This window comes from Vreelandella sp. DA03-1M (genome assembly GCF_055725665.1).
Genome location: NZ_CM146798.1, coordinates 4374367 through 4387033, shown reverse-complemented (window position 1 = coordinate 4387033; position 12667 = coordinate 4374367). Strand labels below are relative to the sequence as shown.

Here is a 12667-nt window from a genome sequence, read left to right as displayed (position 1 = left end):
GGGGAACATACAATGAATGAGTTTACAGAGTTGAGCTACGCGCTCGATACGTTCTACTTTCTAATTTGCGGCGTGCTCGTGATGTGGATGGCCGCTGGCTTCTCCATGTTAGAAGCAGGCCTGGTACGCTCCAAAAACACCGCCGAAATTCTAACCAAAAACGTTGCGCTGTTTGCCATTGCCTGCACCATGTACCTGTTGGTCGGCTACTACATCATGTACTCCAGCAGCGCGGGCGGCTTTCTGCCTAACCTGGGCTTCTTGATTGGCGCTGAGAATAGCGCTGATGCGGTGACCGCAGGCGGCGATGATGCTCCCTATTACTCTATGCGCTCTGACTTCTTCTTCCAGGTAGTCTTTGTGGCAACCGCCATGTCGATTGTGTCGGGTGCCGTGGCCGAGCGCATGAAACTGTGGGCCTTCCTGGCCTTTGCAGTGGTAATGACCGCGTTTATCTATCCGGTGTCTGGCTACTGGACCTGGGGCGGCGGCTGGTTGTCTGAAGTAGGCTACTCTGACTATGCGGGTTCAGGCATTGTGCACCTTGCCGGTGCATCTGCAGCACTCGCTGGTGTCATCGTGCTCGGGCCACGTAAAGGCAAATATGGCAAAGATGGCTCTATCCACGCGATTCCGGGTGCCAACATGCCGCTGGCAACGCTGGGTACCTTCATTCTGTGGATGGGCTGGTTCGGCTTTAACGGTGGTTCCGAGCTTAAGCTGGCGGCCGTCGATTCTGCTAACAACGTGGCGCAAGTGTTTGTAAATACCAACGCTGCAGCAGCAGGTGGTGTTATTGCCGCGCTGATCTTGGCCAAACTGTGGTTCCGTAAAGCGGACCTGACCATGGCACTGAACGGTGCGCTGGCGGGTCTGGTGGCAATCACCGCTGATCCGCTCTCTCCGACCGCACTGGGCGCCACGATTATCGGCGCGATTGGCGGCATCATTGTGGTCGCTGCCATCGTCACCCTCGATAAAGTGAAATTGGATGATCCAGTCGGTGCGATCTCTGTACACGGTGTTGTCGGTATCTGGGGCGTACTGGCAGTGCCTTTGACCAATGACGGCGCATCATTCGGTGCTCAAATCATCGGTATTGCAGGTATCTTCGGCTGGGTCTTCCTGGCAAGCCTGGTGGTATGGCTAATCTTGAAAGCCATCATGGGCATCCGGGTTAGCGAAGAAGAAGAGTATGAGGGCGTTGATATCGCAGAGTGTGGTCTCGAAGCCTACCCAGAGTTTGGTATTAAGAAATAAACAGCGGTATTAAGAAATAATTTAATGCCGACCTAGTGAGCTGACGTGCTCCTTATGGCCTCCCCTTAGTGGGAGGCTTTTTATTCTCTGCCGATAGCGGTGTATGCTGGTGGTTAGCGGTTATCGGTTGTGGCACTCGCAGCTGTTCAACCCGACCCCATTACGGCCACCCAGTTAGAGGAAATGGTAATGAAATTGATCACAGCTATTATCAAGCCGTTTAAGCTCGACGATGTGCGCGAGTCGCTCTCCGATATCGGCGTGCAGGGTATTACAGTGACGGAAGTGAAGGGCTTTGGGCGTCAGAAAGGGCATACCGAACTGTACCGCGGCGCCGAGTATGTGGTGGACTTCCTACCCAAGGTGAAACTGGAAGTTGCCGTGGACGACGACATGGCCGAGCAGGTGATTGATGCCATCACCCAGGTGGCGAACACGGGTAAAATCGGCGACGGCAAAATCTTTGTGATGCCGCTGGAGCAGGTGATTCGTATCCGTACTGGCGAAACCGGTAAGGATGCGGTTTAGGTTTGTGAATTGTAAGGCGTAAGTCGCACAAAGCCCCTGTGGATCATCTCCAGCAGGGGCTTTGTATTAGTGATGCATCACTATAGCGGCTAAAATTTTTCCACTCACCACTCACCACTCACCACTCACCATTCACTTCTCGACAAACGCACGCTCAATGACGTAGTCGCCGGGCTCGCCCATGCGCGGCGAAATATTCAAGCCCAGCTCGTCTAGCAGTGCGCTGGTATCGTCCAGCATGGCGGGGCTGCCGCAGATCATCGCGCGATCCTGGCGTGGATCGATGGGCGGTAGGCCAGTATCTTCAAACAGCTTGCCCGAACGGATATGGTCGGTCAGGCGTCCCATGGTGTGGAATTCTTCCCGAGTAACGGTGGGGTAGTAGACCAGCTTTTCAGCGATGTCTTCACCCAGGTATTCATGGGCTGGCAGCTCTTTGGTGATGAAGTCGGCGTAGGCCAGTTCGGAGACCTCGCGCACCCCGTGTACCAGTACTACCTTCTCATAACGTTCATATACTTCTGGATCCTGAATCAAGCTCATAAACGGCGCCAAACCGGTACCGGTGGAAAGCATATACAGGTTGCGGCCGGGAAGCAGGTCGTCGGTGACCAGCGTGCCGGTTGGCTTGCGGCTGACCATGATTTGATCGCCCACTTTCAGGTGCTGAAGGCGTGAAGTGAGCGGGCCATCGGGTACCTTGATGCTGAAGAACTCAAGATGGTCCTCGTAATTGGGGCTGGCAATCGAGTAAGCGCGCATCAGCGGTTTGCCATTCACTTCCAAGCCAATCATCACAAACTGACCGGTTTTGAAGCGCAGGCTGCGCTCACGGGTAGTGCGGAAGCTGAACAGAGTATCGTTCCAGTGATGAACGCTAAGCACTTCTTCCAGAGCAAACTTACTCATGCTGTGTCTCCATTAGTCGACGCTGGCGCTAGACCGCATCGCTCATATTCTTAAAAAGAATAAAAATGATTAAATATGTTGTCAGCAAGTCTAAGCAAAGGGTGGTATATCTGTTAAGCAAATTATATTGATATCAGATATCTAAAAAATAGATATAGATCAAATAAAGGTCAGACGCTATGCACTACACTTTGCGGCAGTTGGAAGTCTTTGTGGCGGTTGCCCAACATGAGAGCGTCTCCCATGCGGCGCGGGCGCTGGCCATGTCTCAGTCGGCTACCAGCACGGCGCTTGCGGAGCTTGAGCGGCAGTTTGACTGCCAACTGCTGGATCGGATCGGCAAGCGCTTAAAACTCAACGCACTGGGCTTTCAGCTGTTGCCCAAAGCGGTTGCGCTGCTGGATCGTGGTGAAGAGATAGAAGAGCTGCTTCGTGGCCAGAAAGGGGTTGGTTCGCTGGATGTAGGGGCTACGCTGACCATTGGTAACTACCTTGCCACGCTGCTTATCAGCGATTTTATGCAGCGTCACCCCGGCAGTCGGGTGCGTTTGGCGGTGCGCAATACGCGTCATATTATCGAAGGCGTGCGCCAGCACTCGCTGGATTTAGGCTTGATCGAGGGGCAGTGCGACGATGAGATGATCATTAGCCAGCCCTGGGTGGAAGATGAGCTGTGCGTGTTTTGCTCGCCGCGCCACCCGCTGGCAGGCCGCGAACATCTTGAGCTTGAGCAGCTGCTGCGAGAGGACTGGATTATGCGCGAAGAGGGCTCTGGCACCCGCATGACCCTGGAGCACGCCGCCCGCCACCGCCGCAGCCGGTTTAACACCCTGCTAGAGCTGGAACATACGGAAGGTATTAAGCGCGCCGTGGAGTCAGGCTTGGGGATTGGTTGTGTTTCGCGCCTGGCACTGCGCGATGCCTTCCGGCGCGGCAGCTTGGTGCCGCTGCCCACGCCGGAGTTGGATCTGAAGCGTCAATTCACCTTTATCTGGCACCGGCATAAATACCTCACCACCGGCGTGCGCGAGTTCCTGCGCTTGTGCCGTGAAATGACCGCCGGGGCCAAGCGCAGTGACGATATTGCACTGCCGCCGATTCCTTAATGAACGTGATAAGCAATGTGGTTACCGATACATCTAGCGTAAGTCGCTTACGGCAGTTTGTATATCTGCTAGCGAGGCTTTGCTTAAGTCTTTCGACAGGGAGTGAATCACCAGTTTCTGCGTGGGGCCATCAAGCTTATCCCGTAATAGGCCTAAAAATTTGGGCGGTGCGACCATAATCAGCTTCTCTAAGCTGTTATCCACACGGGCGCTATACAGGCGGTTGGCGACCTCTTTAGCAAACAGCTCGTTTTCATGTTTGGAGGCCGCTCCCTCTTCGCCGGAAGAGCGCGCCGTGCTAGACATCGACTCGTGCACATCACCGCGACGGTCGGTGATCAAATCACCTTCATGCAGCCGTCCTTCTGCGTGAACCAAGCTCTCCTGTTCCGCCAGCGTCAAGGCATCACGAGTAAAGATACGTGCGCGGGCGGCGTCGGCTACCACGATATAGGTTGTCATCGCTGTGCATACTCCATGTCGTTGATGGTCATCTAACCATGGCAAGCGTTTGGCGTTAGGTCAAACGCTTGCCAGGGCTTAGGCAACGCGGGTTACAGCACCTTGCTGCGCAGCAGGCTGGTTAAGGCTTCCCCAATCAGTACCAGCACAATGATGGCCATCAAGATGGTCGCCACGGTTGGCCAGGCAAAGGTATCAATCGCACCCTGTAGGATGACCCCAATACCGCCCGCGCCCACTAAGCCAAGCACCGTCGATTCGCGGATATTGATATCCCAGCGCAGGATCACAATGGCAAAAAATGCTGGCATGACCTGGGGCACAATCGCGTAGGCGACCACTTTGGCCTTGGAGGCTCCGGTGGCTTCCATCGCCTCTACGGGGCGCCGATCAATTTCCTCGATTGCTTCACCCATCAGCTTGCCAATAAAACCAATGGAGCGAAATACGATGGCGAGGATGCCGGCTAACACGCCGGGGCCGAAAATGGCCACGAACAGAAGTGCCCAGATAATGGTATTTACCGAACGGCTGGAGACCAGAATAAAACGCCCCAGCCACAGACAGGCCCGGTTAGGCGTGGTGTTCTGGGCGGCAATGTAGGCCACCGGTAGCGCTAAAAAGATGGTCAAGAAAGTGGCTAGCGTGGCGATATGCACGGTCTCGATCAGCGCCGCGATAATGCCGTTTAACCCATCGGCACTGGGCGGCCACATACGACCCCCTAGTGCAGAAATTTGATTGGGTGCATCCCATACCCAAGGCCAGAAAATATCAATATCGCGCACCGCCCAAACCACTACCATCAAGGTCGCTAGTAGAACGGCGTATCGAATAAGGCGCTGTTTGCGGTCATAGCGTTGCCAAATACGATCGGCAAGCTGCTGTGCGTGATCTACCATATTTTTTTCCTTACCCAGCCGCTGACACCTTCACTGAGCAAAATGACCGCGATGATAATGAGCAGAATCGCAAAGGCGAAATCGTAGTCGTAGCGTCCAAAGGCGTTCATTAGCGTACCGCCAATGCCGCCTGCTCCCACGATTCCGACCACCGCTGATGCGCGCAAGTTGCTGTCCAGTTGGTACATGGAAAGCCCCACTTGGCGTGGCAGTATCTGCGGAAAAACGGCATAGAACAGAATCGCCACATACCCAGCGCCAGCGGCTTTCATGGCCTCTACTTGGCCCCAGTTAATCTCCTCTATCTCTTCGGCCAGCAGTTTGCCTACGAAGCCAATGGAGTAGAGGGTTAGGGTCAAAATCCCCGCGAGCGGCCCAAACCCAACCGCAGCAACAAATAGAATCGCCACGATCACGGGGTGAAAGCTGCGCGATACAATAATCACTGCACGGCCAATAACATAGATAGGCATGGGTGCGATATTACGCGCCGCCATCACGGCAAAGGGAATAGAGAGCAAAACCCCCATCAGCGTTGCCAAAATGGCGATTTGAAAGCTCTCTTTAAAGCCGGTAATCAGCAGCTCGTAGCGCTCTAAGTTGGGGGGGGGAGCCGCCGCTAAAAATACGCGCTGCGCGGGGCAACCCTTCAGAGATACGCGCCCAGTTAAACGGTAGCGAGCCGAAGGCCCACACTAAGTAGACCATTGCCACCAGGATCAACCCGTAGCGCAGCAGCGGATTGGCAATAAACGGCGGCTTTTTCCAGGTACGGGGCGCTGTTGAAGGGGCGTCAGGCGGAGTCATGGGAGCGCTCCTCCACAGGCGTATCGGTAATCGCATCGTCTGGCGCTTCAATGCCGCCGTAGATAGCGTCTAACGCGTCTTTGTTGAAGTCGGCTGGTAAGCCATCAAAGATCATCTTGCCGTGGCGCAGGCCCACGATGCGCTCGGTATAGGTTTTGGCCTGAGCAACGTTATGGATATTGATCAGCACCGGCAGCGACAGCTCGCTGGCCAAACTCTGCAACAGAACCATAATCTGTTCAGAAGTACGCGGGTCTAGTGAGGCGGTAGGCTCATCGGCCAACAGCACTTCAGGTTCCTGCATCAGTGCGCGCACCACGCCGACCCGCTGGCGCTCGCCACCGGAGAGCTCATCGGCACGTTTGTTGGCGTAGTGAGCAATGCCCACCCGCTCCATCAGTACAAAGGCACGCTCAATATCGGCCTGAGGATAGCGGCGTGAAATCGCCTGGTAGAGATTGACGTAGCCCAGCCGCCCGGCCAGCACGTTCTCCATCACGGTTAAGCGATCCAGTAGGTTAAAGCCCTGGAATACCATGCCGATTTTGCGGCGGGCGCGGCGCAATTCAGCGCCTTTAAGGTTTACTAGCTCATTGCCGTTGAGTTTAATGGAGCCCGATGTCGGTTCAACCAGGCGATTAATACATCTCAGCATGGTGCTTTTACCCGCACCCGAGGCACCTACGATAGAAACAACGCTGTTTCCCTCTACCTTGAGGTCAAGCCCTTTCAGCACGGCTTCATCGTGGCCATAACGTTTGACCAGATTGGTAATTTCCAGCATGTGTCCGCTTCCATCGTCGAGACAATAACCGCACCGCCAGCGGCGGTGCGCTACGTTTACTCTTCCAAGTTTTCTGGCGTATAGCTCACGTTATTGGCTGCTTGGATGGTACGAATCACCTTCCAGTTGTCTTGGTAGTTGATGGGAATGAATTTCTCGACGCCCTCAAACTCTTCGCCTAACTCGGTGCCGATAAAATCAAAGCTGAAGAAGGCTTCTTCAATTTTTTCGACCAAATCTGGGTGCAGGTTGTGCGCGTAGTTGTACGAGGTGGTGGGGAAGCGGTCGGACTCAAATATCAGCCGCACATCCTCTTCATCGTAGAGGCCTCGGGCGGCCATTCGCTCGACTACTTCAGAAGCCACCGGGGCGGCGTCATAGTCTTGGGCCACAACGCCGAGCATGGATTGATCGTGACTACCCGAGTAGACCACTTCGTAATCCTCATCGGGAGTGATGCCGAGCTCAGGCAGCAGTGCGCGAGGGGCTAGGTTACCCGAGTTGGACGTTGGAGAAGTGTGGGCGACGCGTTTGCCTTTGAGATCCTCGACCTCATGGATATCGGAGTCAACATGGGTAAAGAGTTGCAGGGTATAGCCAAATTGGCCGTCATCAGAGCCCATTAACGCAAACGGCACGGCTCCGGCCAAGTTCACCGCAAACGGCGTAGGGCCAGTGGAGAAACCGGCGATATGTAAGCGCCCGCTGCGCATGGCTTCCACTTGAGCAGCGTTAGACTGTACCGCAAAGAAGCGCACATCCCGCTCGGTGACCTCAGCCAAGTGATCGATAAACGGTTGCCAAATGTCCGAATAAATAGCCGGGTCTTCTACGGGGGTATAAGCAAAAATCAGCGTGTCGGGATTAGCCCACTCAGCCTCATCGGCAGGACGGTCGGCGACCATATCGCCATTTTCGTCGCAATAAATAGTATCTAAGTCACCGCGTTCACACTCAGCGAAAGCGGGCGTAGTGAGCAGGGCGAGCGGTAAGAGTGATGCGGCGGTAAGCATCGCGAGCGGGCGCTTGCGGAAGAGCGAAGTTGCCATGGTAAGCCTCATTTGTGCGTTATTGTTGTGTTCTTGCTATGGATCAAACTGTGTTTCCTTTGCTGCGTTTTGCCACTAATGAAACGGAAAATGTTTCATAAGTGGACATTCCGCGCCAAGGATGGTTATTTTCGAAAGCAGACACCTTCAATCTAGGGTTTGTGACAAACTTATGTCAAATACTTTACAGCCACTCTCCGACCATTGGCGCAATCGCTATTTATTAATGCGCCACGGTCATAGCCAGGCCAATCAACAGGGCGTGATTGTCAGCTCGCCAGAGCGAGGAATAGAAAACTTTGGCCTTTCGATGCATGGCGAGCAACAACTTACCCAGCTCGTTGCTGATTGGCACTGGCCTGCGCCGACCCGCGTAGTGCATTCAGACTTTTTGCGTACCACGCAAACCGCCGCCCGAGTAGCCGCTAAGTTCGGGTTAGCACCCTGCGTGGATAAACGCTTGCGGGAGCGAAATTTTGGTGACTTAGAAGGTCAGGGAGACGAGCACTACCCTAGCGTGTGGGCGTTAGATGCCGAGGATGCCGAGCATCGTCATCATCAGGTGGAAGCCTTAAGCGCGGTGTCACAACGTATGCAAGCAGTCATCGCGGATTGGGAACAGCAGGTAAGCGGCGAAACCATCCTGCTCGTCAGTCACGGTGATCCGCTGCAAATCCTGCTGACTGCCCTGGCAGGGAAACCGCTGACGACTCACCGTGAGCAAACTCCGCTAGCTCCCGCTAGCATCACTCTTTATGGGGATGGCGTGTAATCCATTGTAAGCTGTGTGGTAGTCTCTAAGAAAAGTAAAGAGAACCTGTTATGCCTGCTCCTTTTTCGCCGGATGCGACGCGCCTGCTGAACGCCCTTGCCGTGGGCAGCCATGCGTTAATCGACGCGCACTTTTGGAGTGAGGGTGTTGATCAGCTATTAGCGGCGCTAGGGGAAGCGTCGGGTGTCAATCGGGTGTGGATATTTCAAACCATAGAGCGTAACCCAGAGGGTATCCTGCAGGATTTTGTTTTTGAATGGGCATCTGCATCGCACTACCGTGAGCGAACGCAAAAACGCTTTCGCTTTTTTACCACGCTGATCGACGATCCCGAGTATGAGGAAATGGTCAATCGTCGGGAGCGTGGTGACTCCCACACCTGTATTACCTCTACAGTGGATCTGGGATCGCTGCGCGACAATTTGGAAAGCCAGTCGATTCAATCGATGGTGACCGTTCCGATTATGGTAGGTGGCCAGTGGTGGGGCACTTTGGGCTTTGATGACTGTGAGCGCGAAGTTGACTGGGAGGGAGCGGGGTTGCAGGCGCTAGTGATCGGCGCTGAACTAATCGCCTCGGCTATTTATCGTCAGCAGCTTACCCGTAGGCAGCGTCAGGTCGATCTACTACAGCAGGTCGCCGCCTGTGGCACCTGGGAGATCAACACGCGCAGCGGCGCCACCTGGTGCTCTTCGGCGTTGCTGATTTCGCTGGGTTATCCTGGCGATTACGCTAGGCTTCCGCTGCGTCGCTTACTAGCCCATGCCATGCCCGCCGACCGCTTACGGGTGTTTGGTGTGATTCGCGAATGCCATCAGCGGCTGCAAACCCAATGCCGTATTGATGTCCAGCTCAGGGTCGCATCCGGGCAGTGGCGCTGGCACGAGCTGGTGATGGAAAGCGACTACTCCGACGATGGCTACTTGGCGCGTATTGGCGGTCTAGTCATCGACATTAGCCAACGCAAAAAAAGCGAAGAGCAGGCCTGGGCAGCGGCGGAGTTCGATGCCTTGACCGGTACGCGCAATCGGCGTGGCTTAGCTAATCACTTAGCACAGCTCAATGAGCGGCCTGAAGCGGCAACCTATTATTTGCTGATGATTGATATTGATTACTTCAAACATATCAATGATCGCTACGGTCATCCCGCGGGTGATGCGCTGCTAGTGGAGATGGCAAAGCGCGTCCATGATGCCCTGCGGCCCGAGGATTGTCTGGCAAGGCTCGGCGGTGAAGAGTTTGCCGTTACGGCGGGTGATTTATCGCATCAACAGGTAGTCCAGCTGGGTGAGCGTATTCGCCATCGAATAGCCCAGCAGCCGTTTTATCTGACGGCGGGTGATTCGCAAACGCCGCTGATGGTGACACTCACCGTCAGCGTGGGGATTGCCCCTCTGGCGCTCACCAGTGATTTAGACCACTGTCAGGCAGTCGCTGTTGCCCAGGCCGACCAAGCGCTCTATGCCGCCAAAGAGGCGGGGCGCAATCGCGTTGTGGCGCACTGGCAGCGGTGATAACGGCTACTGATAAGGTTTATTGCTGCGACGGTGGAATCCAGGCAATCATATCGACTTCCACATCGGCCCCGCCCGCTAAGCCTGTCACGCCAATGCAGGTGCGGGTAGGCAGCGGTTGGGGGAAGTAGCTCGCGTAGACCTTATTGACCTCGTCAAAGTGGCCCATATTGGTAATAAACACCCGGGACTGCACCACATATTCGAAGGCGCTACCGACTTCTTCGAGCACGATCGCCAGGTTCTGCATCACCCGGTGGGTTTGTTCGGTGAAAGTACCCAATAGCATTTCGTTGGTTTCCGGCACCGTCGGCATTTGCCCAGTGATAAACACCAGATCGCCGACGCGGCAGGCGTGGGAAAACGGCGCGATAGGCTGTGGCGCGCGGTCAATAAACAGCTTTTCAATCATGTGCTTATCCTTTTTGGAATGATGTCATTGTGAGGAGCAGAGCGAAGAAGCAATCTTGTTTTTAGTAGCAGGATAACCTCAAGATCGCCGCGCTACGCTCGCAATGGTAAATAGGTGGTTTGCTGTTTTGTTAACGGTTTTAAAACATCATGGGCCTCAAATGAGGCCCATGATGACGTACTTATCAACAGCTGCTTTGTTTCTTGGGCTGTGGATTAATGCCCCAGAATCTGGCTTAAGAACAGCTGGGTGCGCTCAGACTGCGGATTATTGAAGAATGGCTCAGGTGCGTTCTCTTCAATGATCTGCCCTTGGTCCATAAAGATCACTCGGTCGGCCACGGTTTTGGCGAAGCCCATTTCGTGGGTCACACAAATCATGGTCATACCCTCTTCCGCCAGCTCCACCATGACGTCCAGCACTTCCTTAATCATCTCAGGGTCGAGAGCGGAGGTGGGCTCGTCAAACAGCATAACGTCGGGGTGCATGCAGAGTGAGCGGGCAATCGCCACGCGCTGCTGCTGGCCGCCTGAAAGTTGCCCAGGGTACTTGGTAGCCTGCTCGGCAATGCGCACCCGCTGTAGGTACTCCATTGCCAGCGCTTCGGCTTCTTTACGGGGTTTCTTCTGAACCCACATCGGCGCGATACAGCAGTTTTCCAGTACCGTTAAGTGAGGAAACAGGTTGAAATGTTGAAATACCATGCCGACGCTGCGGCGAATCTGCTCAATGCGCTTAACGTCCTGGGTGAGCGGTACGCCGCCCACCACAATTTCACCTTTTTGGTGCTCTTCAAGGTGATTGATACAGCGAATCAGCGTTGATTTACCCGAACCCGAGGGGCCGCAGACCACAATACGCTCGCCGCGTTTTACCTCAAGGTAGATATCCCGCAGTACGTGAAAGTCGCCGTACCACTTGTTAACGTTACGCATCTCGACCATCAGGTCGGAAGTACTGGTGCCAGCGGTGTTGGTGGCTGCTTGTGTCATGTTGAAATCCTACTCAAAACGTAAAGAGATTCGGCAATCGTACTTAAGCGAGTACTTGAACTAGTGCTTATGGCCGGTATTTAGCTTGCGTTCCAGGTACTGGCTGTAGCGCGACATGCTGAAACAGAAGATCCAGAACACGAACGCGGCAAATACATACCCCTCGATGGAGAAGCCCAGCCAGCGCGAGTCGGAAAGCGCCGCTTGCACAATGCCCAACAGGTCAAACAGCCCGATGATCATGACCAGAGTGGTGTCTTTAAACAGTGAGATAAACGTATTGACGATACCCGGAATCATCATTTTCAGCGCCTGGGGCATCACGATGAGCCCCATGCGCTTCCAATACGTCATCCCCAGCGCCGCGGCAGCCTCATCCTGCCCTTTGGGGATAGCCTGCAAACCACCGCGAATAACCTCCGCCATATAGGCGCTTTGGAACAGCGTTAGGCCGATCAGCGCCCGCACAAGGCGATCCACACTGAGCTCCGACGGTAGGAATAGCGGTAGCATTACCGAGGCCATAAACAGAATGGTGATAAGCGGCACACCACGCCAGAACTCAATAAAAATCACGCAGAAGGTTTTGACGATAGGCATGTTAGAACGCCGCCCGAGCGCCAGCACAATACCAATCGGCAGTGCCCCTACCATGCCTACCGTGGCCAGTAGCAGGGTTAGCATCAAGCCGCCCCAGCGGTGGGTGGAGACACGCGGTAGGTCAAAGTAGCCGCCGTGGAGCAGCACGTAAGCGATTACCGGGAAGATCAGCAGCGCAAACAGGGCCATCCAGCGTTTAAACGGCAGGCGGGGGATGACCATCCAGGCAATAATGGCGGCGAACATGGCAAACACAATGTTGGCGCGCCAGTACTCCTCACTTGGGTAGAGGCCATACATGAACTGGGAGAAGCGCGCGTTGACGAATACCCAGCAGGCGCCTACGCGTGAGCAGTCCTCACGGCTATCGCCTATCCAGTCGGCATCAATGAACGCCCACTGAACCGTTGGCACCACCAGTAGATATAGCACGTACAGGCCCAACAGCGTAAAAATGCTATTAATCGGGCCGTTGAACAGATTGCCACGTAGCCAGGCAACCGGGCCAATAGTGCCTTTAGGGGCCGGGCGCTGAGGTATGGTTTCTTTATTGTGAATCATGGGGTCGCC

Annotated in this window: 13 protein-coding genes and 1 pseudogene; 5 read left to right on the top strand and 9 right to left on the bottom strand. The window is 54.8% G+C overall.

Features of this window, described 5'->3' with window-relative positions:
- Positions 1-12: 12 nt before the first annotated feature.
- Both ACXUPB_RS20405 and glnK read left to right on the top strand, forming a co-directional pair.
- A complete protein-coding gene (locus ACXUPB_RS20405) occupies positions 13-1260 on the top strand; it encodes an ammonium transporter (protein WP_179915609.1) in 1248 nt (415 codons plus the stop codon).
- Between the two features lie 189 nt (positions 1261-1449).
- The gene (gene glnK, locus ACXUPB_RS20400; protein WP_007112362.1) at positions 1450-1788 is read left to right on the top strand and encodes a P-II family nitrogen regulator; all 339 of its coding nucleotides are present in this window, start codon (positions 1450-1452) and stop codon (positions 1786-1788) included.
- 132 nt (positions 1789-1920) lie between these two features.
- Here the strand turns inward: glnK and ACXUPB_RS20395 are convergent, their stop codons facing one another.
- Positions 1921-2697: a ferredoxin--NADP reductase gene (locus ACXUPB_RS20395; RefSeq protein ID WP_071694642.1), complete on the bottom strand. Its 777-nt coding sequence runs from the start codon at positions 2695-2697 to the stop codon at positions 1921-1923.
- A gap of 179 nt (positions 2698-2876) precedes the next feature.
- On the opposite strand from ACXUPB_RS20395, the gene ACXUPB_RS20390 reads away from it, so the two are divergent.
- Positions 2877-3803 carry a LysR family transcriptional regulator gene (locus ACXUPB_RS20390; RefSeq protein ID WP_290701714.1) on the top strand — a complete coding sequence of 309 codons (927 nt, stop codon included), beginning with the start codon at positions 2877-2879 and terminating at the stop codon, positions 3801-3803.
- Between the two features lie 33 nt (positions 3804-3836).
- On the opposite strand, the gene ACXUPB_RS20385 is transcribed toward ACXUPB_RS20390, so the two are convergent.
- The 5 genes and pseudogenes from ACXUPB_RS20385 to phnD all read right to left on the bottom strand — a co-directional run bounded on the left by ACXUPB_RS20385 (position 3837) and on the right by phnD (position 7807).
- Complete coding sequence (locus tag ACXUPB_RS20385; protein WP_179915612.1) at positions 3837-4265, bottom strand: host attachment protein; 429 nt, start codon at positions 4263-4265, stop codon at positions 3837-3839.
- Between the two features lie 92 nt (positions 4266-4357).
- A complete protein-coding gene (phnE, locus tag ACXUPB_RS20380; protein ID WP_035555089.1) occupies positions 4358-5167 on the bottom strand; it encodes a phosphonate ABC transporter, permease protein PhnE in 810 nt (269 codons plus the stop codon).
- Positions 5161-5974 (bottom strand): annotated as a pseudogene (gene phnE, locus ACXUPB_RS20375) (phosphonate ABC transporter, permease protein PhnE). Before phnE (ACXUPB_RS20375) ends, phnE (ACXUPB_RS20380) begins: the two are co-directional and overlap by 7 nt.
- Positions 5961-6758: a phosphonate ABC transporter ATP-binding protein gene (phnC, locus tag ACXUPB_RS20370; protein ID WP_035555094.1), complete on the bottom strand. Its 798-nt coding sequence runs from the start codon at positions 6756-6758 to the stop codon at positions 5961-5963. The pseudogene phnE (ACXUPB_RS20375) and the gene phnC overlap by 14 nt, the downstream one beginning before the upstream one ends.
- A 56-nt stretch (positions 6759-6814) precedes the next feature.
- Positions 6815-7807, bottom strand: coding sequence for a phosphate/phosphite/phosphonate ABC transporter substrate-binding protein (phnD, locus tag ACXUPB_RS20365; RefSeq protein WP_035555097.1), 993 nt, complete (start codon positions 7805-7807; stop codon positions 6815-6817).
- A 172-nt stretch (positions 7808-7979) separates the two neighbouring features.
- Between phnD and ACXUPB_RS20360 the strand changes: the two genes are divergently transcribed.
- The gene (locus ACXUPB_RS20360; RefSeq protein ID WP_035555100.1) at positions 7980-8579 is read left to right on the top strand and encodes a histidine phosphatase family protein; all 600 of its coding nucleotides are present in this window, start codon (positions 7980-7982) and stop codon (positions 8577-8579) included.
- Positions 8580-8629: 50 nt separating this feature from the next.
- Positions 8630-10093 (top strand): sensor domain-containing diguanylate cyclase, encoded by a 1464-nt coding sequence (locus ACXUPB_RS20355; RefSeq protein WP_472954431.1) that lies wholly within the window; start codon positions 8630-8632, stop codon positions 10091-10093.
- A 19-nt stretch (positions 10094-10112) separates the two neighbouring features.
- Here the strand turns inward: ACXUPB_RS20355 and ACXUPB_RS20350 are convergent, their stop codons facing one another.
- The 3 genes from ACXUPB_RS20350 to ACXUPB_RS20340 form a co-directional block, all read right to left on the bottom strand.
- Entirely contained in the window at positions 10113-10505 is a 393-nt protein-coding gene (locus tag ACXUPB_RS20350; protein ID WP_022521312.1) for a RidA family protein, read from the bottom strand.
- 215 nt (positions 10506-10720) lie between these two features.
- Positions 10721-11497: an amino acid ABC transporter ATP-binding protein gene (locus tag ACXUPB_RS20345; protein ID WP_472954429.1), complete on the bottom strand. Its 777-nt coding sequence runs from the start codon at positions 11495-11497 to the stop codon at positions 10721-10723.
- 60 nt (positions 11498-11557) lie between these two features.
- A complete protein-coding gene (locus tag ACXUPB_RS20340; protein ID WP_472954428.1) occupies positions 11558-12658 on the bottom strand; it encodes an amino acid ABC transporter permease in 1101 nt (366 codons plus the stop codon).
- Positions 12659-12667: the final 9 nt, after the last annotated feature.